This is a genomic window from Ruegeria sp. N10 (assembly GCF_056531545.1).
The window spans coordinates 82,683-105,658 of the sequence record NZ_JBQFLY010000013.1 but is presented as its reverse complement, the minus strand read 5'-3'; the positions used below and the strand labels follow the sequence as shown (position 1 = coordinate 105,658).

At 58.4% G+C, this 22,976-nt stretch carries 28 protein-coding genes and 2 pseudogenes; 26 read left to right on the top strand and 4 right to left on the bottom strand.

The window, feature by feature from the left end; all coding sequences use genetic code 11:
* Window positions 1-80 precede the first annotated feature (80 nt).
* The 25 genes and pseudogenes from ACR0JI_RS16590 (at window position 81) to ACR0JI_RS16470 (ending at window position 19,491) form a co-directional block, all read left to right on the top strand.
* Complete coding sequence (locus tag ACR0JI_RS16590) at window positions 81-1,163, top strand: hydrogenase small subunit (RefSeq protein WP_480495420.1); 1,083 nt, start codon at window positions 81-83, stop codon at window positions 1,161-1,163.
* Window positions 1,164-1,166: 3 nt separating this feature from the next.
* Entirely contained in the window at window positions 1,167-2,960 is a 1,794-nt protein-coding gene (locus ACR0JI_RS16585; protein ID WP_480495422.1) for a nickel-dependent hydrogenase large subunit, read from the top strand.
* 11 nt (window positions 2,961-2,971) lie between these two features.
* Window positions 2,972-3,142 carry a hypothetical protein gene (locus ACR0JI_RS16580; protein ID WP_480495424.1) on the top strand — a complete coding sequence of 57 codons (171 nt, stop codon included), beginning with the start codon at window positions 2,972-2,974 and terminating at the stop codon, window positions 3,140-3,142.
* A 12-nt stretch (window positions 3,143-3,154) separates the two neighbouring features.
* Window positions 3,155-3,865 (top strand): Ni/Fe-hydrogenase, b-type cytochrome subunit, encoded by a 711-nt coding sequence (gene cybH / locus ACR0JI_RS16575; RefSeq protein WP_480495426.1) that lies wholly within the window; start codon window positions 3,155-3,157, stop codon window positions 3,863-3,865.
* Between the two features lie 256 nt (window positions 3,866-4,121).
* The gene (locus tag ACR0JI_RS16570) at window positions 4,122-4,730 is read left to right on the top strand and encodes a HyaD/HybD family hydrogenase maturation endopeptidase (RefSeq protein WP_480495428.1); all 609 of its coding nucleotides are present in this window, start codon (window positions 4,122-4,124) and stop codon (window positions 4,728-4,730) included.
* Between the two features lie 3 nt (window positions 4,731-4,733).
* Complete coding sequence (locus ACR0JI_RS16565) at window positions 4,734-5,054, top strand: HypC/HybG/HupF family hydrogenase formation chaperone (RefSeq protein WP_480495430.1); 321 nt, start codon at window positions 4,734-4,736, stop codon at window positions 5,052-5,054.
* Between the two features lie 8 nt (window positions 5,055-5,062).
* The gene (locus ACR0JI_RS16560; protein ID WP_480495432.1) at window positions 5,063-5,452 is read left to right on the top strand and encodes a thioredoxin domain-containing protein; all 390 of its coding nucleotides are present in this window, start codon (window positions 5,063-5,065) and stop codon (window positions 5,450-5,452) included.
* Window positions 5,453-5,462: 10 nt separating this feature from the next.
* Complete coding sequence (locus tag ACR0JI_RS16555; RefSeq protein WP_480495434.1) at window positions 5,463-6,302, top strand: hydrogenase expression/formation protein; 840 nt, start codon at window positions 5,463-5,465, stop codon at window positions 6,300-6,302.
* Window positions 6,299-7,117: a [NiFe]-hydrogenase assembly chaperone HybE gene (gene hybE, locus ACR0JI_RS16550; protein WP_480495436.1), complete on the top strand. Its 819-nt coding sequence runs from the start codon at window positions 6,299-6,301 to the stop codon at window positions 7,115-7,117. The genes ACR0JI_RS16555 and hybE overlap by 4 nt, the downstream gene beginning before the upstream one ends.
* Before the next feature lie 4 nt (window positions 7,118-7,121).
* Window positions 7,122-7,892 carry a hydrogenase expression/formation protein HupK gene (locus ACR0JI_RS16545; protein ID WP_480495438.1) on the top strand — a complete coding sequence of 257 codons (771 nt, stop codon included), beginning with the start codon at window positions 7,122-7,124 and terminating at the stop codon, window positions 7,890-7,892.
* Complete coding sequence (hypA, locus tag ACR0JI_RS16540; RefSeq protein ID WP_480495440.1) at window positions 7,885-8,226, top strand: hydrogenase maturation nickel metallochaperone HypA; 342 nt, start codon at window positions 7,885-7,887, stop codon at window positions 8,224-8,226. The genes ACR0JI_RS16545 and hypA overlap by 8 nt, the downstream gene beginning before the upstream one ends.
* Window positions 8,226-9,077 carry a hydrogenase nickel incorporation protein HypB gene (hypB, locus tag ACR0JI_RS16535; RefSeq protein ID WP_480495442.1) on the top strand — a complete coding sequence of 284 codons (852 nt, stop codon included), beginning with the start codon at window positions 8,226-8,228 and terminating at the stop codon, window positions 9,075-9,077. The genes hypA and hypB overlap by 1 nt, the downstream gene beginning before the upstream one ends.
* Window positions 9,078-9,080: 3 nt before the next feature.
* Window positions 9,081-10,559: a sigma-54-dependent transcriptional regulator gene (locus ACR0JI_RS16530; RefSeq protein WP_480495443.1), complete on the top strand. Its 1,479-nt coding sequence runs from the start codon at window positions 9,081-9,083 to the stop codon at window positions 10,557-10,559.
* Between the two features lie 2 nt (window positions 10,560-10,561).
* Window positions 10,562-10,852 (top strand): HypC/HybG/HupF family hydrogenase formation chaperone, encoded by a 291-nt coding sequence (gene hypC, locus ACR0JI_RS16525; protein WP_480495445.1) that lies wholly within the window; start codon window positions 10,562-10,564, stop codon window positions 10,850-10,852.
* On the top strand, window positions 10,849-11,991 hold the full coding sequence (gene hypD / locus ACR0JI_RS16520; protein WP_480495447.1) for a hydrogenase formation protein HypD: 1,143 nt from the start codon (window positions 10,849-10,851) through the stop codon (window positions 11,989-11,991). Before hypC ends, hypD begins: the two co-directional genes overlap by 4 nt.
* Window positions 11,988-13,004 carry a hydrogenase expression/formation protein HypE gene (gene hypE, locus ACR0JI_RS16515; protein WP_480495449.1) on the top strand — a complete coding sequence of 339 codons (1,017 nt, stop codon included), beginning with the start codon at window positions 11,988-11,990 and terminating at the stop codon, window positions 13,002-13,004. Before hypD ends, hypE begins: the two co-directional genes overlap by 4 nt.
* A 74-nt stretch (window positions 13,005-13,078) precedes the next feature.
* Window positions 13,079-13,291 (top strand): annotated as a pseudogene (locus ACR0JI_RS16510) (hypothetical protein); the annotation flags it as partial.
* Window positions 13,292-13,298: 7 nt separating this feature from the next.
* A complete protein-coding gene (locus ACR0JI_RS16505; protein WP_480495450.1) occupies window positions 13,299-13,646 on the top strand; it encodes an aldehyde dehydrogenase family protein in 348 nt (115 codons plus the stop codon).
* 55 nt (window positions 13,647-13,701) lie between these two features.
* Window positions 13,702-14,112 carry an IS66-like element accessory protein TnpA gene (gene tnpA, locus ACR0JI_RS16500; RefSeq protein WP_480495452.1) on the top strand — a complete coding sequence of 137 codons (411 nt, stop codon included), beginning with the start codon at window positions 13,702-13,704 and terminating at the stop codon, window positions 14,110-14,112.
* Window positions 14,109-14,459, top strand: coding sequence for an IS66 family insertion sequence element accessory protein TnpB (tnpB, locus tag ACR0JI_RS16495; protein WP_480495454.1), 351 nt, complete (start codon window positions 14,109-14,111; stop codon window positions 14,457-14,459). The genes tnpA and tnpB overlap by 4 nt, the downstream gene beginning before the upstream one ends.
* Before the next feature lie 60 nt (window positions 14,460-14,519).
* Window positions 14,520-15,539 (top strand): annotated as a pseudogene (tnpC, locus tag ACR0JI_RS16490) (IS66 family transposase); the annotation flags it as partial.
* A 146-nt stretch (window positions 15,540-15,685) separates the two neighbouring features.
* The gene (locus ACR0JI_RS16485; protein ID WP_081896184.1) at window positions 15,686-17,320 is read left to right on the top strand and encodes a Mu transposase C-terminal domain-containing protein; all 1,635 of its coding nucleotides are present in this window, start codon (window positions 15,686-15,688) and stop codon (window positions 17,318-17,320) included.
* Between the two features lies 1 nt (window position 17,321).
* The gene (locus ACR0JI_RS16480; RefSeq protein ID WP_037239955.1) at window positions 17,322-18,203 is read left to right on the top strand and encodes a TniB family NTP-binding protein; all 882 of its coding nucleotides are present in this window, start codon (window positions 17,322-17,324) and stop codon (window positions 18,201-18,203) included.
* Window positions 18,140-18,991 carry a TniQ family protein gene (locus ACR0JI_RS16475; protein WP_480496652.1) on the top strand — a complete coding sequence of 284 codons (852 nt, stop codon included), beginning with the start codon at window positions 18,140-18,142 and terminating at the stop codon, window positions 18,989-18,991. The genes ACR0JI_RS16480 and ACR0JI_RS16475 overlap by 64 nt, the downstream gene beginning before the upstream one ends.
* A gap of 62 nt (window positions 18,992-19,053) precedes the next feature.
* Window positions 19,054-19,491, top strand: coding sequence for a Crp/Fnr family transcriptional regulator (locus ACR0JI_RS16470; protein ID WP_480495288.1), 438 nt, complete (start codon window positions 19,054-19,056; stop codon window positions 19,489-19,491).
* Here the strand turns inward: ACR0JI_RS16470 and ACR0JI_RS16465 are convergent.
* Genes ACR0JI_RS16465 through ACR0JI_RS16450 form a run of 4 tightly spaced genes read right to left on the bottom strand, consistent with a single transcriptional unit; the run spans window position 19,488 to window position 21,998 of the window.
* Window positions 19,488-19,937, bottom strand: coding sequence for a DUF411 domain-containing protein (locus ACR0JI_RS16465; RefSeq protein WP_480495290.1), 450 nt, complete (start codon window positions 19,935-19,937; stop codon window positions 19,488-19,490). The two genes, ACR0JI_RS16470 and ACR0JI_RS16465, sit on opposite strands and share 4 nt — an antisense overlap.
* On the bottom strand, window positions 19,934-20,947 hold the full coding sequence (locus ACR0JI_RS16460; protein WP_480495292.1) for a cation diffusion facilitator family transporter: 1,014 nt from the start codon (window positions 20,945-20,947) through the stop codon (window positions 19,934-19,936). Before ACR0JI_RS16460 ends, ACR0JI_RS16465 begins: the two co-directional genes overlap by 4 nt.
* 1 nt (window position 20,948) lies before the next feature.
* Entirely contained in the window at window positions 20,949-21,608 is a 660-nt protein-coding gene (locus ACR0JI_RS16455) for a TVP38/TMEM64 family protein (protein WP_480495294.1), read from the bottom strand.
* Window positions 21,609-21,611: 3 nt separating this feature from the next.
* Window positions 21,612-21,998 (bottom strand): DUF6010 family protein, encoded by a 387-nt coding sequence (locus ACR0JI_RS16450; RefSeq protein ID WP_244525680.1) that lies wholly within the window; start codon window positions 21,996-21,998, stop codon window positions 21,612-21,614.
* Window positions 21,999-22,222: 224 nt separating this feature from the next.
* Here ACR0JI_RS16450 and ACR0JI_RS16445 point away from each other — a divergent pair, with 224 nt between their 5' ends.
* Window positions 22,223-22,972, top strand: coding sequence for a response regulator (locus ACR0JI_RS16445; protein WP_480495296.1), 750 nt, complete (start codon window positions 22,223-22,225; stop codon window positions 22,970-22,972).
* The last annotated feature ends 4 nt before the right edge of the window (window positions 22,973-22,976 follow it).

Below are 22,976 nucleotides of genomic sequence, written 5' to 3'. Positions count from 1 at the left end.
GCCGATCTTCCATGCTTTTCCTTAATATAGAGTGCATCCACCCCCGGATGCGATTCCGCTTTTCTGAGGGAGGACCAGCTTTGAGCGAGATCGAAACCTTCTATGACGTGATGCGCCGTCAGGGGATCACCCGGCGCAGTTTCATGAAATATTGCTCGCTGACGGCGGCCGCGCTTGGTCTGTCGCCCAGTTTTGTGCCCAAGATTGCCCATGCAATGGAAACCAAGCCGCGTACGCCGGTGATCTGGGTGCATGGCCTGGAGTGCACCTGCTGTTCGGAAAGCTTTATCCGCTCGGCCCACCCCTTGGCCAAAGATGTTGTGTTGTCGATGATCTCTCTCGACTATGACGACACACTGATGGCGGCGGCGGGTCATCAAGCAGAGGCTGCGCTTGAAGAGACGATCGAGAAGTACAAAGGCAACTATATCCTTGCGGTCGAGGGCAACCCGCCGCTGAACGAAGACGGGATGTATTGCATCGTTGGCGGCAAACCGTTTGTGGATCAACTCAAACACGCCGCGGAACACGCAAAGGCTGTCATCAGCTGGGGTGCGTGCGCCTCTTACGGATGTGTCCAGGCAGCCAAGCCGAACCCGACCCGTGCGACCCCGGTTCACAAGGTCATTACCGACAAGCCGATCATCAAAGTGCCCGGCTGCCCACCGATTGCCGAAGTTATGACTGGTGTAATCACCTATATGCTAACTTTCGACCGGATGCCCGAACTGGATCGCCAGGGGCGCCCGGCGATGTTCTATTCGCAGCGCATTCACGACAAATGTTATCGCCGTCCCCATTTCGACGCAGGCCAGTTCGTCGAGCAGTGGGACGACGAAAATGCACGCAAAGGCTATTGCCTCTACAAGATGGGCTGCAAGGGTCCGACCACCTACAACGCTTGCTCCACAGTACGTTGGAACGAAGGTGTATCCTTCCCGATTCAGTCCGGCCATGGCTGTATCGGTTGCTCCGAAGATGGGTTCTGGGATCAGGGGTCTTTCTATGACCGTGTGACCGATCTGACCCAGTTCGGGGTCGAGGCGAATGCCGATAAGGTAGGCCTTGGGGCCGCCGGCGTCGTCGGGGCAGGTGTCGCAGCCCATGCGGCGATCAGCGCATTGAAAGCCGCGCAGCGGAAGAACCAGAAAGAGGACGCATAAGTCATGGTTATTCAGACACCAAACGGCTATCAACTGGACAATTCCGGGCAGCGTATTGTTGTCGATCCGGTGACCCGTATCGAAGGCCACATGCGGTGCGAGGTGAACGTTGATGAAAACAACGTCATCCGCAATGCGGTCAGTACCGGAACCATGTGGCGTGGGCTCGAAGTGATCCTGAAGGGCCGTGACCCGCGCGATGCGTGGGCGTTCACAGAACGAATCTGCGGCGTTTGTACCGGCACGCACGCGCTGACATCGGTTCGCGCGGTGGAAGATGCGCTTGGCATCACGATTCCCGACAATGCCAACTCGATCCGCAACATCATGCAGCTGAACCTCGAAATCCATGACCACGTCGTGCATTTCTATCACTTGCATGCGTTGGACTGGGTCAACCCGATCAATGCTTTGAAGGCGGACCCCAAGGCGACGTCGGAACTGCAACAAGCCGTTTCTCCGTCGCATCCGCTGTCCAGCCCCGGCTATTTCCGGGATGTTCAGAACCGGCTGAAAAAATTTGTCGAAAGTGGCCAGCTTGGGCTGTTCAAGAACGGCTATTGGGACAACCCCGCCTATCTGCTGCCGCCCGAAGCGGACCTGATGGCGACAACCCACTATCTTGAGGCGCTCGACCTACAGAAAGAGATCGTGAAGGTTCATACGATCTTTGGCGGCAAGAACCCGCATCCCAACTGGCTGGTGGGTGGTGTACCCTGCCCGATCAACGTCGATGGTGTCGGCAGTGTTGGGGCGATCAACATGGAACGCCTGAACATGGTCAGCTCGATCATCGACAAGTGCCATGAGTTCAACGTGAACGTCTATCTGCCGGACGTGAAGGCAATTGGCGGGTTCTACCGTAACTGGCTGCATGGTGGCGGGCTGTCCTCGCAGGCCTGTCTTGCCTATGGCGACATCCCCGAGAATGCCAACGATTTCAGCGCTGACAACTTGCATCTGCCGCGCGGTGCGATCATCAATGGCGACCTCAGCCAGGTTCATGACGTGGATCAGCGCGACCCCGAGCAGATTCAGGAATTCGTGGATCACAGCTGGTACACCTATGGCGAGCCAGGCAAGGGCCTGCATCCTTGGGATGGCATTACCGAGCCGAAATACGAACTTGGGCCAAACGCCAAAGGCACCAAGACCAACATTCAGGAGCTTGACGAGGCTGGCAAATACAGCTGGATCAAGGCGCCGCGCTGGCGCGGTCACGCGATGGAGGTTGGTCCGCTGGCCCGCTATGTCGTGGGCTATGCCAAAGGCCACGAAGACATCAAGGATCAGGTCGACCGCTTCCTGAGCGACATGAACCTGCCGCTTGAAGCCGTCTTCTCGACCCTTGGCCGGACGGCTGCCCGGGCGCTGGAATCCGAATATTGCGGACGTCTGCAACGTCACTTCTTTGACAAACTGGTGCAGAACATCAAGAACGGTGACAGCACCACCGCGAATGTCGAAAAGTGGGATCCCAGTACATGGCCAAAAGAGGCGATTGGCGTTGGTGCAACAGAGGCCCCTCGTGGAGCGCTTGGGCACTGGATCCGTATCAAGGATGGCCGCATTGAGAACTACCAATGCGTTGTTCCAACCACGTGGAACGGATCCCCAAGGGATACCCAAGGCAATATCGGTGCGTTTGAAGCCAGCTTGATGAACACGCCGGTGGAACGGCCCGAAGAGCCGGTCGAAATCCTGCGCACCATCCACTCATTCGACCCATGCCTGGCGTGTTCCACGCACGTCATGTCGCCCGAAGGCGAAGAATTGGTCGAAGTCAAAGTCCGTTAAGGAGAGACGAAATGAAGAAAATCCTGTTCGCATACGCCGCAATGACAACATCTGCCATGGCCCATACGGGCCATGGTGAGGCTGCAGGGCATTCGCTGACCCAGCCCGACCATATCCTTGGCATCATCGTGTTGGCGGTTGTGGGTGGCCTGGTCCTGACGCGTCTTCGCAGCCGTGAATGAGGAGGCGCAGGTATGACTGAATCCACCGAGCTTCATGGAGCCACCCGCCAAACCAGTGTTTACGTCTATCAAACGCCGGTCCGCATATGGCACTGGGTCAATGCTCTGGCGATCATTGTTTTGTGTATCACCGGATATTTCATCGGCTCACCGCCACCATCCATGCAGATTGCGGAGGCAACCCACCAGTTCGTCTTTGGCTATATCCGGTTTGCTCATTTTGCGGCCGGGATGATCCTGACCGTGTTCTTTATCGGGCGCATCTACTGGGCCATCGTTGGAAACGATCATTCCAAACAGCTTTTCTATGTTCCGTTCTGGAGCAAGGCGTACTGGAAAGAGGTCTTTTTCGAGATCAAATGGTATGCCTTTCTCGAAAAGGAACCGAAGAAATATGTGGGCCACAACCCGCTGGCCCAACTGGCCATGTTCTGTTTCTTCACTGTAGGCGTAACCTTTATGATCGTGACGGGAATGGCGCTGTATTCCGAAGGCGCGGGACAGGGAAGCTTTTACGACACGCTCTTTGGTTGGGTGATCCCGGCGATGGGGAATAACTCCCACTATGTGCACACCTATCATCATCTTGGCATGTACTGGCTGATTATTTTCATGATGATTCACATCTATGTGGCGATCCGCGAGGACATCATGAGCCGCCAGTCGATTGTGTCGACGATGATCTCGGGACACCGGACATTCAAAGACGATCGGCCCGATTAGTAGCTTTCCAACTTGGGCGAATCTGAAAGGGCGGGGATCACCCCGCCCTTTTGCTGTAAGGTGAGCGTCCATTGTCGCGACAAAGTGAAAAGAAACATTGCGCTGATGCGCCGCGATTTCCAGAAATATCACATCTAAACAGGGGCTTAACAAATTTTAAGAATTTGTATGCCCCGGTATTCCGCGCTGTATTCTGATCCGCGAGGGTCGTCCGACCCGCCCGAAGGGCGATCACGGACCATCAGGGGAGAGAAAATTGGATAAATCAGTCCTGATACTTGGCATTGGTAATGTCCTTTGGGCCGACGAGGGATTCGGCGTGCGCTGCGTCGAGCGGATGGCGGACAAGTGGAGCTTTCCAGACGGCGTGACACTTCTCGATGGTGGGACGCAGGGGCTTTATCTTTTGCCATTCCTTGAGGCTGCTGATTACCTCATCGTGTTTGATGCCGTGGATTACGGGCTGCGCCCCGGCACAATGAAGATTGTCGAAGGGGACGAAGTTCCATCGTTCCTTGGGGCCAAGAAGATGAGCCTGCATCAAACCGGTTTTCAAGAGGTGATCGAGACCGCCAAATTGATGGACTATTGCCCCGAAAACCTAATGCTTATTGGCTGCCAGCCAGAAGAGCTGGAAGACTATGGTGGCGGCTTGCGGGCAGTGACCGCGGCACAGATCGACCCTGCCATTTCAATCGCGCTTGAGCGTCTGGCCAAGTGGGGGGTCGCAGCGACACCCGGGCGCGGCAATGACAGCCTTTTGGCCGATCCGGCGATCCTGCGGGGCGCCTATGAAGCCGGCCGCCCCTCTGAAGCCGAGGCATGCCGGACGGGCGACGACCGTTTCTTCCCCGAGGATGTCTGATCTATGTGCGTCGGCATTCCTATGCAGATCCTCAGCGTGACCGGCATCGCGGCACAGGCCACTGACGGGCGCGATGAACACCTGATCGATATGTCGCTTGTCGACACCGCCGTGCCGGGCGACTGGGTGCTGACCTTTCTTGGCACCGCCCGCGAACTGATCACAGCGGATGAGGCGGGCAAGATTGCCGCCGCACTCGATGGGCTTCGCTCCCTTATGGAAGGCGGCGATCTTGGCGATGCCTTCGCAGATCTTGAACATTCGACACCAACCCTGCCACCGCACCTGCAAGCGGCTTTGGATCAGGGCAAAGCTACAGGATAGGAAGTCTCATGAGCCATCCACTCATCGACCGCTTGACGCAGGAAATGGGCTGGCCAGAACTGGCCAATGAACATGACGTGCATGAATTCACCAGCCGTCCCGGGATCCATTGCATTTTTGTGCCCGGTGATTTTAAGCGCAACCTGGAAAGCGCGGATGTGGCAGTTATCCTACCGGAGTTGAAAATGGTCTTTCAGGGCCGTTTTGACTGTGCTGTTGTTGCCGATAGTGTCGAGTATCAGGTGCGCGAGGCCGCAAAAATTCTCAAGACACCATCAATTATTTTCTACCGCGAGGGGGAGATGATCGGTGGCCTTCCCAAAGTGCGTGATTGGGATGAATACGTCGTGCGTATCAATCAAATTCTGGCGGCTCCTGTTGCTGCGCCAACCGAATAAGGAGGCCCAAATGGTCAACAATTTTCAACTTCCTCCCGTCGGTTTTGGCCCCGGATCGCAGCCAGACCCTGAGGACGGCAAAGAACTTGAATATATGAAAATGCCGCAGGATATGCGCGCCTATTCGGCGCACATCCCCTATGTCGAAGTCTCAGCTCACCTTGCCCCTGCGCTTGGGTTGCTGGCCGAAATCGCAGCAGCGGCAACAATCGTGGCTCAAGGAGCCCCGAACGTTCAGTTTGACCTGCGGGAGTTGGACAAGCCAAACCGAGACCTGATTGCTGAGACAATGGGCGAAGGGGAGGTCGCAATAAAAATGCAAGGACTACCGGCGATTGCCGCGCAGGAAAGCGTTTTTGCCGGTGTCTGGTGTCTGAGCGGTGCCGATGTCGACATGATCGAGGTTGGACCAGTCCCACAAATGGCATGCGACCGCGCCTTCGTGTCAAAATCCCCGGCTCTCGGCGTTCTGACAGAAGTGTCTCCCGGCGTGGTCAATGCGCCGCCGTTGGTGGTCGAACTGGTGGACAAATCCGCCAACTACTCCCAAGGCGATGAGGCCCATGTCGTCAACCTGACTTTGCTGCCCCACACCGAAGAAGATCTCGTCTGGCTCGACAAGGCACTGGGGCGCGGGTCGGTTGATTTCCTGTCTCGCGGATATGGCAACTGCCGGGTCAATGCCACCGGTCAGGCCAACGTCTGGCGGGTACAATTCTTCAATTCCATGGACACGCTGATCCTTGATACCTTCGAGGTGACAGATGTGCCCGAAGTGGTCGTTGCGGCCAAAGAAGACCTGATTGATAGTGGTGAGCGGATCATCGAAGTCATGGAGGCGATCCAATGACCTTCGAAGGTTCTTTCCTTGGCGCGAATGACAAGATCAGCCCACAGGCGATTATGGAATGTAAGATTTGCTGGACGCCATACGACCCGGCCGAAGGCGATGACACGCGGCAGGTCATGCCCGGCACACCGTTCATTGCGCTGCCCGCGGATTGGAAATGCCCCAACTGTGATGCTCCCAAAGAACAGTTTCTGGTCAGTGAAGACCCCGGTTCTGATGCAGCACAAGAGGCAGCAATCATCGAAGCGCGTACAAAGTTGCTCGAAACTGACTTCACCGAAGTCTGGCACGGAAAGATGCGCGACGTCCCCATCGTGAACAAAGTTTTGCACGTGCAGGCGGTGGGTTTCCAGATCCACGAAGGACGCCCCTTGGGGGTTTTGATTTCGCCGTGGTTCATGAATCTGATCCAATTGCCAGCCGAAGGAGAAGACTGGAGCGACCTGAACCCCGGTGCCAAGGAATATCTGACCTTTGCATCAGGCGAATACGAATTCATCCACAATGTGCGTGAGATGGTAGGTGGCTACAAAGCCTGTTCGCTGTTCTCACCCATGGGTGAATTCAAAACGCAGCAACAGGCAGTCGATGTTGCCAAGGCCGTCATGGTCGCGTTGTTCGATGAAGAAAATCGCGCCGAGACGGATCGTGCCGCTGATATTCGCGCAGCGCGCACAGAAGAGTTGGCTGCGATCGAAGCTGCTGAACAAGAAGCAGAGGAAGCCGAACAAGCGGTTCCAATCTTGCGGGACGCTCCTTCTCGTCGGCAGGTTCTGACCGCAGGTCTTGCCGATGCTGCGGAAAGCGAGGGTTGATAGAATGCATCAGGCGATTGCAGTCATGGGAATTGAGGTGGTCAAGCCGCCGGAATTACCCGTAGCACAATTGCTGATTGGCAAGTCTGTCGACCATGCGGTCGAATTGCTGCCGCGCATTTTTAATCTGTGCAAGACGGCGCAGTCCCTCGCTGTGCGCATGGCCTGCGGTCTGCCGACGGACACCACTGATGCGCAGGTGTTACATTGCGACATCATCAAAGAACATCAATTGCGTCTTGGCGTATTACTTCCTGCAAAACTTAGCCTTGAACCTGCGCAGGTGGCAGGCGTTGCAGCCGATGCCGTCCTTGACAATCTTTTGGCAACACGGCCGCTACTGAACGAAATAAGCGCAAGGTTTGCCCCGTTTGATGCTGCAGTTACCCCCGACTTTCCCGAAAACTCGGTCGCCGCTCGGCAGGCCCATTTGCCTGTCATGAGACAGGCGGAAAAGCGTTTCGGCCGTGGGCCGCTTTGGCGGGTCCTAGCCCGGTTCTGCGAGATTGGCGGTGCTGAGATTCCCATGCCCGCGCGGGCGGACGGGTGGATCTCGGTTCCAGCTGCGCGAGGCACCTACAAGATGCGGGCGGGCGTAGTTGACGGTCAGATTACTGATTTCGAGCGCCAGACACCCACTGATGATATGCTGCGCGCGGATGGGTTGCTTGAACGGACGCTTGGGGCGTTGAGAAATCGCGACAACGCGGCTTTACTCGTCGATGTGCTGGACCCATGTGTCCCGCTTGAACTCCGTCGGGTGCAGCATGCATGAGATGTCGCTTTGTGAAGGAATGCGCCAAGTGATTGAAGATCAAACAAAGGCGCATAACATAGCCCGGATCAAGGCCGTCCGGGTCGAAATCGGTCGGTTTGCAGGGGTGGAAAAACCTGCGCTGGCGTTTGCGTTTGATGTGGTCATGCGTGGCTCTGCGGCAGAGGGAGCTTCACTGGTAATGCTTGATTTACCCGGGCGCGCTACCTGCTTCGATTGTATGAAAGATGTGGAAATCAATGAACGGCTTGACCCCTGCCCGGAATGTGGTGGCGGCAAGCTGGTGCCGGTTGGCGGCGATGAATTGCGGATCAAGGACTTGGAGGTTGCCTGATGTGTAACGTATGCGGATGTAGCGGTGATGGTGCCACGATCGAAGGCCACAGCCACGGGCATGGCCATCACCACAGCCACGATCACGCGCATGGTCACCATCACCACCATCATCACGACCATAGCGACTTGCACTTTGGCCATGGTCCGGCTGGCACCGAGGTGCCCGGCATGACCCAAGAGCGCCTGATCGAGATCGAAACCGATATCATGGCCAAGAATGACCGCTACGCAGCAGCAAACCGTGCCATTCTGGACGGGCAGGGAACTTTTGCGATCAACCTTGTGTCCTCGCCGGGATCGGGAAAGACGACACTGCTTTGCAAAACGATTGAGGCGCTTGCCGATCAGCCGCTGGGTGTCATCGAAGGCGATCAGCAGACCGCCAATGATGCAGAACGTATCCGTGCAACTGGCGCGAAGGCGGTGCAGGTCAATACCGGCAAAGGCTGCCATCTGGACGGACATATGGTCGGCCACGCGATGGAGCATCTGAATCTGCCTGCCGGTGCCATGCTGTTCATAGAGAACGTCGGAAATCTGGTTTGTCCGGCGGGTTTCGACCTTGGAGAAGACTGCAAGGTTGCCATCCTTTCGGTCACGGAAGGAGAGGACAAACCTCTGAAATACCCCGACATGTTCACCGCCTCGCGCCTTGCGCTGCTCAACAAGATCGATCTTGCGCCGCATTGCGATGTTGATCTGGACCTCTACGAGGCTAATCTGCGCCGTGTGAACCCTCAGATCGAGATCATCCGCATCTCGGCCCGCACTGGCGAGGGCATGCACGCCTGGACCGACTGGCTGCGTCGCCATCTTGCCCGCAAGTCGGCTCGGCCTGCGGCGGAGTAGACCATGGCGCAGCCGCTTCCCACGATCTTGCTGGTAGATGACGAGAAACATTCACTTGAATCGATGCGCATGGCGCTTGAGGATGAGTTTGAATGTCTGACAGCGAACAATGCCGAAGAAGCCACGGCCTTGATGCGCGATAACTATGTTCAGGCGGTGTTTTGCGATCAAAGGATGCCGGGCAAGAGCGGGGTGGAGTTTTTGACCGAGGCTCGTGCCGAATGGCCGGAAACCGTCCGCATTATCATCACCGGCTACACCGAAACGAACGACATGGTGAACGCAATCAATGATGCTGGCATCTATCATTTTGTGACCAAGCCTTGGCATCCAGACCAGTTGTTGATGGTGGCGAAGAACGCCACGGATCTATTCCGTCTGAACCGCGAACATGAACAAATGACGTTGGAGATGCGGTATCTATCGCGCAACGTCGAAACAAAGCTTGCAGGCCAACGCAAGGTTCTGCGCGAAGGTCTGGGTTTTGAGAATGTTCTGCGCTCGACCAATTCGCCACTGAACCCCGCGATTTCTCAGGCGCGACAGTTTGCCAGTTTCGACATTCCGGTTCTGATCACCGGTGAATGCGCGACCGGCAAGCAAGAGATCGCCCGTGCCATGCATTATAGTTCGCTGCGGTCGGACAAATCCTTCCATACTCTGAATTGCGCTGGTGTTGATGACGCGGTGATCGAGCACGAGCTGTTCGGCGTCAAGCGCGGGGCGGTTCAAGGTGTGCAGTCCAATCAACTGGGGCTTTTACGCAAGGCCGAGCGCGGTACAATCTTTCTTGACGGCGTCTCGGAACTTTCGCCTCGGCTGCAGCTGGCGCTGATGCGGGTCATTCGGGACGGGCAGTTCTGTCAGGTCGGCTCGTATGAAAATCAGCGGATGGATGTCCGCATCATTTCGGGAACGGACAAGGATCTTTTGGCCGAAGTGGACGCCGGCAGATTCCGCGCTGACCTGTATTATGCGCTATCAACGGCCCAGTTTTCGGTCCCGCCCTTGCGTGAACGCTCTGAGGATATTGGTATTCTGGCTGATGATCTTCTGATCAAGATTGCGCAGTCCCACGGGAAGATTGTACATGGCCTTGCTGATGATGTGCTGACGTTTTTCCGCCGCTACAGTTGGCCCGGCAACCTTAAGGAATTGCAAAACGAACTGACGCGTATGCTTGTCTTTGCGCAGGATGTCGTTCTGGGGTCCGAGCTTATTTCCCGTCATATTCTGCAAGCCGAGGCTAGCGATTGTGAAACGACACCTGACCTAAACCGCGTGCTGGTCGGGCAGGGCACCCTGAAAGACAGGGTTGATGTGATCGAAGCCCGAATTCTGCGTGAGACCTTAACGCGTCTGAAATGGAACAAAAGCCGTGCTGCCAATGAACTTGGCCTTTCGCGTGTTGGGCTGCGGGCAAAGATCGAACGCTACGGCATCGAAGAACCTCTCAAATCCAATACCTCAGAGGAGGAATAGCTATGTGTTTGGGCATTCCCGGACAGATCGTCGAAGTGACCGATGCCGACCGGCAGATGGCGATAGCCGAGATTTCCGGTGTCCGACGCGAAGTCAACGTCGCCCCGATCGCAGGCAATGACCTGCCAGGTGTGGTTGGCAAATGGGCACTGATCCATGTTGGCTTTGCCATGAGCGAGATCGACGAAGAGGAGGCTGCCAAAACGCTCGAAGCCTTGCGTTTGTTAGGAGAGGCGCAGGAAGAGCTCGAAGCAATGCAAGCCACGGCAGAGGCGCTAGGAGGTGCGGCATGAAATACGCAGATGAATTCCGCGACCCCAAGGCAGCGAAGGCCATTCTGTCGCAAATCGCGCGCGTGTGCGACGAGATCGGTGCGACGGCTGAAAAGCCTGTTCACATCATGGAAATCTGTGGTGGCCATACCCATGCGATTTTCCGTTACGGGTTGGACAAGCTCACACCGCCGGGGATCGAGTTCATCCACGGTCCGGGTTGCCCGGTCTGCGTGCTGCCGATGAGCCGCGTCGATGAATGTGTTGAACTGGCCGAGCGCCCTGAGGTGATATTTACGACCTTCGGAGATGCCATGAGGGTGCCTGGCACACGCAAGTCGCTTTTGCAGGCCAAAGCGGATGGCGCCGATATTCGCATGGTCTATTCGCCTTTGGATGCACTGGAACTGGCGCGGCGAAATCCAGAGCGTGAGGTTGTCTTCTTCGGGCTGGGGTTTGAGACGACCACGCCTTCGACCGCATTTTCGATCCAGCAGGCCGCCCGCGAAGACCTGACCAATTTCTCGGTTTTTTGCAATCACATCACGGTGCCACCACCGATCAAGGCATTGCTTGATGACCCTTACATGATTCTCGATGGATTTGTCGGGCCCGGGCATGTTTCGATGGTGATCGGCATCGAGCCCTATCAGTTCATTGCGCGCGACTATGGCAAACCGATTGTCGTGGCTGGGTTCGAGCCGCTTGATCTGCTGCAATCGGTTCTGATGGTGTTGGAACAAATCCGCGACGGCCGCGCCGAAGTTGAAAACCAATATTCTCGTATCGTGCCTGACGCAGGCAATCCCGCGTCGATTGCCGCTGTCGCTGACGTCTACGAAGAGCGCCCGACATTTGAATGGCGGGGGCTCGGCGAGATCGACCAATCGGGCCTTCGAATCCGCGACACCTATGCGGCCTTTGACGCCGAGGCCAAATTCGGCATCGGATATGGCGGTAAGCGGCGCGTTGTTTCGGAACCCGAAGGCTGTGCCTGCGGCGATGTTATGACCGGCAGGATCAAACCGGTTGCCTGCCCGCAATTTGGCAAGGGCTGCACACCGGAAATGCCCCTTGGCGCGCTGATGGTCAGCTCGGAAGGAGCCTGTGCGGCCTATTACCAATACGGTGGTGCGCGTGCAGCGGAGCCTGCAGAATGAAGGACGAAATTGTCACGCTTGCCCATGGTGGTGGCGGCAAAGCAATGCGCGATCTCATCGACAGCGTCTTTACCTCGGTCTTCGCCCCCGACACGATGGAGGATCAGGCCCGCCTGATGTCGGATGCTTTGCGCGAACCCGGTGCTCAACTGGCTTTTACGACCGATGGCTTTGTGGTCGATCCGGTGGAATTTCCCGGCGGTGATATCGGCAAAATAGCCGTTTGTGGAACGGTCAACGATCTGGCAGTTGGCGGCGCCTGCCCGCTGTGGCTATCGGCGGCTTTCATTATCGAAGAAGGCACGCCAGTTGCCCTGCTTCGCCGCATCGTCGCGTCAATGAAGGCCGAGGCAGACGCAGCCGGTGTCCGTATCGTCACGGGTGATACCAAGGTGGTCGGGCGCGGCATGGCGGACACAGTGTTTATCACCACATCGGGGGTCGGCGTGATAGCGCCCGGTCTTGATCTCAAGGCCGGCAATATCCGCGCAGGTGATGTTGCCATTGTGAACGGTGTTCTGGGGGACCACGGTGCAGCCATCCTTGCCGCGCGGGGTGATATGGCGCTTTCTGCCGATATCCAATCCGACTGTCAGGGGCTTGGGCACCTGATGCAGGCTGTCATAGCCGCTGCCCCAAATTTACGTGCTGCCCGTGATGCTACCCGCGGTGGGGTTGCTTCTTGCCTGAATGAAATGGCGCAGGACAGCGGTCTTGCTATTGAAATCGACGAAGAAGCGCTGCCCCTGCGCACCGAGGTCAAGGGCGTTTGCGAGATCCTTGGCCTTGACCCTCTCTACTTGGCAAATGAAGGCACACTGATTGTTTTTGTTCCCGAAAACGAGGCCCAGGCAGCACTGGATGCAATGCGCGCTATGCCCGAAGGGGCGGGGGCGACGATCATTGGTAGAGTCCATGCCGGCCAAGCAGGGCGCGTCACGATGCGTACGCTTTTTGGCGGTGCGCGTATTGTTGATATGTTGGTTGGCGACCAGCTACCAAGGATCTGCTAGGTGTGAGTTCTGAAAATCTGAATCGATAGGATTCCCAATGAGCTTGTTTGGTGATTCACCATATTTGGAGGTGGATCATGGGACGCTTCAAGTCCCAACGGCATGCGCTTAGGTTCCTCGCCGCCCATGACCAGATCAACACCCTCTTCCGTCCACGCCGCTATCGTCTCACCGTCTCTTCATACCGCCACGCACGGGCGGACGCCTTCAGTCTGTGGGATGAATATGCTCGCGAGATGAGTGCATATTTGGCAATGATCCGCCCATTCGCGCCCTCGATAAGATAACTTGGCAATGCCGGCCAACCTGAAGAGGTGCGTCAGGCCACCAGTTGCCGCGCTTGTCACGTCTCCCTGTAAAGTCGTCGTTGATGGCCGCAACTTCACGCCGCCGCAAGGCTACGAGAACGGCTACTTCGTCGGCCCGACCCTGATCGACAATGTCACGCCGGATATGACGGTTTGGCGCGAGGAGATCTTCGGACCGGTACTGTCAGTCGTCCGCCGGAAAGACTACGCCGAGGCTGTCGATCTGATCCATTTCCATGACTACGCCAACGGTGTGGCAGTTTTCACCCGCGATGGCGACGCCGCCAGAAACTTCGCTCATGACATCGAAGTGGGCATGGTTGGCGTGAAGTAAGCCTCCGGGGGCGGCCGTCTGATTTTGGGATCGATCCGATTGTAAGTCCGACCTTATGTCCGACTTTATCAACCGCCCTCAAATCGAAGTTCTTTCTGCTGCCGATGGTGATCGCCGCAGGTATTGGTCAGATGATGACAAGCTGCGGATTGTTGAGGAAAGTCTTATCGGCCACCGGCAAGGGGCTGCCACTGCGCGGCGTCATGGCATTTGCCGCTCGCTGCTGACGATCTGGCGGCGACAGTATCGGAATGGCGAACTCGGCGCTTCGCATTCGCGCCCCTTTGCGCCGGTCACTGTGACGAGCGACGTCCCGGTCTCTCAGCCGAGGCCAGTTGATCCGGTTGAGTTTGCCCGGCACGCCCAGGTCGAGATTGCGCTGCCCAATGGTCGTCGGCTCATTGTTTCGGCCAGCGTGGATCCGGACGCACTTGCCCGGCTTTTGTCGGTTGTGGACAGGCAATGATCGCGTTTCCGGCAGGAGTGAAGGTCTGGATCGCTGGCGGCGTGACCGATATGCGGCGAGGCATGAACACGCTGGCGCTGCAAGTTCAGGAAGGGTTGGGGCGCGATCCGCATGCCGGGGAGATCTTCTGCTTCCGGGGCCGCAAGGGCGATCTGGTCAAGATCCTTTGGCATGATGGCGTTGGCATGTCGCTTTATCTGAAGCGCCTGGAGGCGGGCAAGTTCATCTGGCCGGTGAGCGGGTCCGGCGAGGCGGTTCAGATCTCGGCGGCGCAGCTCGGCTATCTTCTGGAGGGCATTGACTGGCGCAATCCGCGTTGGACGCAACGCCCTGCAAAGGCTGGATAAATTGCGCCAACAGGCCTGATTTTGTTGGTGTCTCGCGAGGCCGGGTGGTAGATACCGGCCATGTCGAACACCGCTTCCGAAATCGCGAGATTGCGTGCCGCGTTGGCCGCTGAAACGGCCCGTGCGGAGGCTGCGGAAAGCGAGCTGGCACAGGCCCGTGCGGTGGTTTCCTGTTCGGAAGCGATGATCCAGGAGCTCAAGCTCGAGATCGCCAAATTGCGCCGCGATAAATACGGCATCTCGTCGGAACGGCGTGCCCGCCTGATCGATCAGCTGGAATTGCAGCTTGCGGAGTTGGAAACGGCGGCCACCGAAGATGCCCTGGCCGCTGAAAAGACGGCCACCAAAACCACGACGGTGTGCGCCTTCACGCGCCGCCCGCCTATGCGCAAGCCGTTCCCCGATCACCTGCCGCGCGAGCGGGTTGTCGTCGAGGCGCCTGCCGCCTGCACCTGCTGTGGCTCGGACCGTATCGTGAAGATGGGCGAAGATGTCACCGAGACCCTGGAGGTGATCCCGCGGCAGTGGAAGGTGATCCAGACCGTGCGCGAGAAGTTCACCTGTCGCGCCTGTGAAAAGATCAGCCAGCCGCCGGCCCCGTTCCATGCGATCCCACGCGGGTGGGCCGGGCCCAGCCTGATCGCCATGATCGTCTTTGAAAAGTATGGTCAGCACCAACCGTTGAACCGGCAGGCCGAACGGTTTGCCCGTGAAGGCGTCGAGCTGAGCCTGTCCACCCTGGCCGATCTCATCGGCCATGCCACCGTAGCGCTGCAACCTATCCATGCCCTGATCGAGAGCCATGTGCGTGCGGCTCATCGCCTGCATGGCGACGATACCACGGTGCCGCTGCTCGCCCGGGGCGGCGCGAAAAAGGCCCGCCTCTGGACCTATGTGCGCGATGACCGTCCCTGGAATGGCGGCGCCCCACCGGCCGCGTTCTTCCGCTTCTCCCGCGATCGCGCGGCAACCAATCCCAATCAGCATCTCGCCGGATGGCAAGGCGTGCTGCAGGCCGACGCCTATGGCGGATACAACGATCTCTATCGCGCGGACCGCGATCCGGGGCCCGTGACCAGCTGTCGCGTAGCCCTTAATTGTGAGATGAGAAATCCAACGAAATCAACGGCCACCCTTTGCCCTTAAATATGAGATTTTGTCTTTAATTCCGATATTTTTGCCCTTAAACCTGAGACAGGGTTCACAGGTTTTTGCGGCAAATGTCGATGGAAAATGATGACGAAGAGTCAGTTGCCCTTGGTGCTGAAGAGGCGCGCAGGGCTGCTGTACTGCGTCCGCTTGTTCAGGCATATCTCAAAGGAACTGGCAGTCTGGAAAGTGGCATCAATGACGCCGTTTGGGAGCTTGGTGTCAGCAGGGCGACTGTCTGGCGCTGGATAAAGCGTCTGGCCGAAGAGGGTGGGCGCACCAGCGCGCTGGCTTCTCGGAAACGGGGCCGCCCGACTGGTACAACCTTGATATCCGGCAAGGTGGAAGCGGTGATCGAAGAACATCTTCGCCGTTATTTCTTACGGCGGGAACGTCCAAGCCTGTCGCGCGTCGTGACAGAAATCCGCAGCGCGTGCTGGCAGCAGGGCTTGCAACCGCCGACGCGTCGGACGGTTCAGCGCAGGCTGGATGCAATGGACGCCCGCGCAATTGCCAAGGCACGCGAAGGCGCAAAGGCGGCCCGCCAGAAATTTGCGCCGGTCGTAGGCGACAACAAGGCAAACCGGCCACTGGAGGTCGTGCAAATCGACCATACGCCTGCGGACATCATTCTCGTCGACAGTTTTGAACGCCAACCAATTGGGCGGCCTTGGGTCACGCTGGCGATCGACGTCGCAACGCGGATGGTGACCGGATATTACACCTCTCTCGAGGCACCTTCGCGTCTGTCAGTGGCGCTTTGCCTGACACAGGCTGTAGCCCCCAAAGCGGAACTTCTGGCGGAATTGGTGTGCAATGTTCCTTGGCCCGCGCAGGGTAAACCGCATAGCATCCACGTCGATAACGGGCGCGATTTCCGGTCGCATGCCTTTCGGTCGGCATGTGCGGAATGGGGGATCGATCTGGTCTATCGGCCGCCAGGCAGTCCTCATTTCGGAGGGCACATCGAACGATTGATCGGCACGATGATGGGGGCCGTGCACCTGTTGCCTGGAACAACGCAGTCCTCGGTCGTGGCCAAGGGCGACTATGACGCCGAGGGCATGGCCACGATGACCTTAAGCGACTTCGATCGCTGGTTTGCTCTGGAAATCTGCCGCTACAACAACAGCATTCATTCAAGTCTTGGCTGTACGCCCGTCGCCAAATGGGAGGCACTCTCAGCGGAAATGATGGGCGACATCCCCTTCGAGATGGAAGCTTTTCGGGTGAGCTTCTTGCCGAGCGAACTGCGTAAGGTCAGGCGTGACGGCATCCATCTGTTCCAGATACGGTACTGGTCGGATGCTCTTGCAGGCCACATTGGGCGCGGCGATGGGAAGGTGGTCGTTCGCTACGACCCTCGCGATCTTTCGGTGATCTGGGTCGAACTGGATGGTGGCCGATACGCCGAGGCCCGGTACAGAAATCTGGAAATGCCGCCTGTGTCTCTATTTGAATATCGCGAGGCCATGAAGAAGGCACGCGCCCTCGGAAAGTCCGGGTCGAATGAACTGGTCCTCGGTGAGTTGATCCGACAGCAACGCCAGATCGAAGCTGAAAGCCGGGGACTAACCAAGGCTGAGCGCCGGTCCCGTGAAAGAAAAGGGGCATTGAAGGGCACCAACTCGGCTGTCGCGAAAACCGAAGGGCTGCGCGCGATCGATACGGGTGATACATCACGCCCATTGTTCAAGGTGGAGAGATGGTGAATTGAGGGCAAGGACAACAGAGGAAGACGGTCGGATCGCCCTCATTCAATCAGACATCTGGATCGGCTTTCCGCGGGCCGAACAGGTGTTGGACCGTTTGCAGGGTATGATCGAAGCGCCGAGGCAAACCCGTATGCCCGGGCTTCTTGTGCATGGCGCGTCCGGGATCGGCAAGACGATGATCGCCCGCAACCTGTCGCGCAGATATGCACCGGAATATGACCCAGCATCGGGAATTACGCGAACGCCGCTCTTGCTGTTACAAGCACCGCCGGCACCCGACGAACGGCGGTTCTATCTGCACATCCTGGCGTCCGTCGGGGCACCGGCCACGGCACTGAGCGCGCGCGCTCAAAATGTGGCCTCCCTCGAAGTCCGTGTTGTTGCGCTTTTGCGCGACCTTGGCCTGCGGATGATCATGATCGACGAGGTCCACAACCTCTTGGCCGGGACCCACCGCGAACAGCGCCGCTTTCTCAATGTTCTTCGGTATCTCAGCAATGAACTCGAAGTGTCACTGGTCTGCCTGGGGGTCAGCGAGGCCGTCGATGCCATCCGTGGTGATATCCAGCTTGCCAGGCGGTTGGATGAACATCACCTGCCGAACTGGCGCGACGATGCCGAGTTCTCGGACATGATCCAAACACTCATTGCGGCAATGCCCCTCGAGAAGAAATCCAATCTGAAGGTCAAGTCGCTCAAGCAGATACTTGCACTGACCGGTGGGGTGACCTCGCGCATCTTCGCCCTGATCAAGGATCTTGCCATCGACGCCATTGTCACAGGTGAGGAATGCATCACCGATGACGCAATCGCAAAATGGACCCCGGTTTGGTCGCGCCATGCGAACGCCCATCGCCGGCTCGAGAAGTCCGGGGTTTGAAACCGCGCCCGCTGCCCAAGACTGTCGCACCTCTGCCAGATGAGTTGTTGTCAGGTTGGTTGTCTCGGCTGGCTGCGGCCAACTACTGTGATGACGCGGAACTACTGGCCCATATCGAAATCGATACAACTCATGGCACGTCCTTGGACTTCAACATCGACGCGGCAGCGGCATATAAAATTTCCGACGCCGCACGAACCGATCCCGATATCGTGCAGTCTTTGACCTTTCCAATAATGACGCCATTAGAGACCCTGCTGACGGCCCGCGTCCCGTTCCAATCTTGTCAGGAATGCTCTCGGCGGGGCCTTTCGCTCAAGCATTGGAGGCGAGCCTGGGCATTCGACTGCCAGGTTTGCGGGACGAGACTTGTGCCGACGCTCGGCAAGCCCAGTGGCGAACAGATGCCCGAAAAGCTGATAAATCGTGCGCGCAACGGCGCCGCGCGGCTTGAATACGCCGCGCGATTACGCAGCTCCAAGCAACTTCGGCGCGCAATGCGCGCGGTCACCTTTGCCATGTCATTAAAGGCCTTCCGCCGGGAACCGTTGTCCGCTCTTCAGAGCCATCGACAGGAAGTGAGGCTTTTTTGCCTTGCCGCCATTGATGCAGCCCGATCTCGTCCGCTGGTCAAAGCGGCCATCTCGAACTCCCGCATCGACGACTATGCAAGGGTTGCTCTCTTGCGCGCCTTCGAGACGGAGCCACGTCTGCTTGCTGCGGTTGATCTCATTGCGCAACGGCGCGTGAGACGCATAGGCCCGGTGGCTGTCGAATCTCACAATTAAGGGCAAAAAATATCCCCGAACGCGTCGTGTCTCAGATTTAAGGGTAACGCGACACCGGGCGTGTGCATCTCGAACGGGTTGGTCCGAATGGCGAGCGGCTCATCATTCACCGGGCGACATCCGGGACCAGCTTTGCCGAAGCCTCGGTCTTTTCGGAGCGCTATCATTGCGATGCCATCGTGATGGATGCAGGTGAGTTGGTCCGGATCGACAAGTCCGCGGTTCTCGCCGCCTTCGCGAACCCGGATTTTGCGCGGGCCTATGGACGCCAGGCGGCCCAACAGGTTCAGGCGCACCGGCAGATCATGGAAATTGTCGGCATCCGACGCGCCGAGGATCGGGTGATGGCGGGGATCGTTGCGGGTCTTCTGGATGGCACCGTCGTCGACTTTGCCGCGCGCCTCCAGCTGACGCATGAGGCGACCTACCGTGCGCTGCGGGCGCTTGTCGAAGCGGGCCGGGTTACAAACCCGTCCCGTGGGACCTACCGATTGGCCTAGCTATGACTGGCAAAGACCGATGTCGCGCCATCGGGCCTGACAAGCAGCGTATCAAACGTATCGCCGGCACCGGGACCGCCCATGCCGGGGGAACTCATCGGCATACCCGGTACACTCAGCCCGCGCGCCGCCGGTTGCTCTGAAAGAAGCCGGGCGATGTCCTCAGCCGGCACATGGCCCTCAATGAAATAATCGCCCACCACGGCGGTGTGGCAACCGGCCAGTTCCGGCGCGATCCGGAGCCTGTCTTTCAGCGCATAGAGGGCGTCCTGATCGACATCCTGGGCCTCGACCAGAAATCCGGCTTGCCGGACATGATCGACCCAGGCCGTGCAGCATCCGCAGGTCGGAGTTTTGACAACCTTGAGGATTGGTTCGGCATCAGCCATGGCCGGAAGCGCGATTGTGGCGGCAGCGCCGGTCAGCAGAAAGCTACGTCGTTTCATGTGTCGTTTCCTTTTGAATTGCGTTCGAGATTAGCATCCGGAGCGTCACTGTCGAGGTGATCGCGGTGCGCGGGTGGTTCATGAAGCTCTGCCTGCGGCCCCATCGATTGCGTGACGTCCAAATCGTCCGCGTGGCGCTCGTCGAGGCAGTCCGTTTCAAGCTGCAGGGTCACCATGTGAAACCGGTGATGCTTGGTCAGGTGCGTATAGGCGGTCTCAAGGATGCGCGCGGCATCGGCAGGTTCTGCATGGCGCAGATGGGCCGAGAAGGCATGCTTGCCGCTGGTCAGGGTCCAGGCGTGGACATGGTGGACATCGAGAACGCCGTCCTGCGCGCGCAGATCAGCGGTCACGGCCGAGAGATCAGTATCTTCCGGGGTCCCTTCCAACAGAATATGCACCGCCTCGCGGATAACTCCGATCGAGGCCCAGAGGAGCACGACCCCGAAGGCCATACCAAGGATCGGATCGATCGCCAGAAAGCCGGTGAACTCGATGACGAGCGCGGTCACGATGATCAACAGGCTGCCGACGAAGGTCTGGATGATGTGCCAGAGGGCCCCGCGGGCATTCAGATCATCCTGGCTGGATTTCCACATCAGGCCGAGCGAGATCACCTCGGTGACCAAGCCACCGAAGGCCACCCAGAGCATCGGTCTCGTGGGCAGATGGATCGGATTTCCGAGCCGCATCGCCCCCATCCAGATCACCAGAAGCGCCATGCCGAGAAGAAAGCCGCCATTCACGAGCGCGCCAATGATCTCTGCGCGATACCACCCGTAACTGCGCGCCATATCCGCCGGGCGGCGCGCGATCCGCTGCGCAATGATGGCGACGAGCACGCCCCCGACGGCGGACAACGTGTGAAACGCATCTGACAGCACCGCGATCGAGCCGGTCCAGAGCCCGACGGCCAGTTCGATCACGAAGTAGATGCCGGTCAGCCAGGCGGATATGACCAGAGCTTTTCCCGACGACGGCATATGTCCCGCATGTGAATGAGTGGCCATGTCAGATCTCCTTTTTCGGCGTGCGGCGGTCACGCCATACCGCCAAGAGGACGGACGCGGCGGTAAATGCGCCAAGCGCCAGCGCCGTCCAGGTGGCGGTTTGCACGTCCCCATTCATGGCTTCGCTGCCGAGATGGGCCAGCAAGAAGCTGGCCGGAATGATCCCCGCGAGGGTCGCCAGGGCAAACCGCCAAAGGTGCAAGACGCTCAATCCTGCAGCGTAGCTGACCATGTCGAAGGACAGGAACGGCAGCAGTCGGCTTCCGAACACCAGAAACGTCAGTGTATTCTGTGACCCCAGAAGTCCACGCCCGATCGTCTCGCCGACATGGCGTTCCACGAAAGAGCGCCCCAGCCCGCGCGCGAGCAGAAACGCGGCAAGCGCGCCGATCTCTGCGCCGAGCACGACGAGCAGTGTTCCGTAGGTGTGACCATAGGCGGCCCCGGCAGCCAGCGCGATCGGCGCCGAGGGCAGGGGACTGGCCACGATCGCCAGCGTCATCAGCGCCACGACCAGAAGCGGACCAAGAAGACCAGCCGCCTCGATCCAAAGGCGCAGGTCGTCGCGCTCCGGCAGATCGGCATCGAGCCCCGCAAGGTCCGGACGCGCCAGGACGAGAAGCAAGAGCCCCAGAAAGACAAGAACAGCGACACGCGCCATGGCCTACCTCGTATAAAGCAGCACAAGAAAGGCTGCGGCCATCAGGTCAAAGACGACGCAAAACGGGATGTACCAGTGTGGGACCCGGGCAAGGCGGACCGCATTGTGATGGGCAAGATCCCACAGCGCATGGAGCGCGAGACCCAGAGGCAAGGCTGCCCAATGCCAAAGGAGACCCGCTACGGCCGCCGCCCCAAAGACGAGAGCAACCGCCAGCTCAGACCAGAACACGGAGCGACGGCCATCGGCGGCACCGAACCCGATATAGGCCCCGCCGATCAGGGCCAGTGTGACCGCTGCCAAGGCAAGCGAGTCTGCCTGTTCCAGGAGAAGGTGGGCAGGCATTGTGACCACAAAAAGCGCGAACCCGATCCAAGCGGGCGCCGCCATGGTCCGGTGCGCTGACTGGGCGGGATGTTGTCCCGATATGTCTGGTCTTGCGCCTGTCATGCCGCGTCAGATGGGGCTTCCAGCAGCTGGAGGGTCAAGACATGTCAGGTCTATTGATACATATTGCGACAAACGAGGTGCGGGTCTTTCCCGAAAGAACAATCTATTCTGGGTGTTATGGAACTCAATCTAGTGAACAGAGGGCCGATCGGCCAGACGTGCCGATGTGTGGGACCCGATCGCTGATGGCGGCATCGGCGCATATTCTGGTTGTCGATGATCATGCCGAGATCCGGCACTCCGTGACGCGCTACCTTGAGAAAAACGGGCTGCGCGCGACGGGAGCCAAAAGTGCGGGCGAGATGGATGCACGATTGAGCGAGGACAAATTCGATCTGATCGTGCTCGATATCATGATGCCGGGAGAGGACGGGCTCGCGGCCTGCGCACGGCTACGACGGGAGCAACAGAAAACGCCGATTCTCATGCTGACGGCGCTCGGCGACGATGACGCTCGGATCAAGGGGCTCGACACCGGTGCAGATGACTACTTGGCCAAGCCCTTCAATCCGCGCGAGCTTCTGGCCCGGATCAATGCGATCCTGCGCCGTGCGGGGGACGGATATGCACCCCATGGCGGAACATTTGCGGGCAAGCGGGCCGTATTTGCCGGGATCACATTCGATCACGACGCCAGCCATGTCATTTGCCCCGATGGCACGGTCAATACATTGACCACGGCCGAAGCAAAGCTGCTGACGGTCTTACTTGAGCGTCCTCGGGCGGTGATCGGCCGGGATGAGCTCCTGGAATTGAGCGCCGGCCGTGTTGCCGGACCATTTGACCGAACGATCGACAATCAGGTTTCGCGCCTGCGCCGGAAAATCGAACCCGATGTGCTTCGCCCCCGGATCATATCGACCGTGCGCAATGGTGGATATTGCCTGAACTGTGATGTGGAGGTCGAGGCCTGATGCG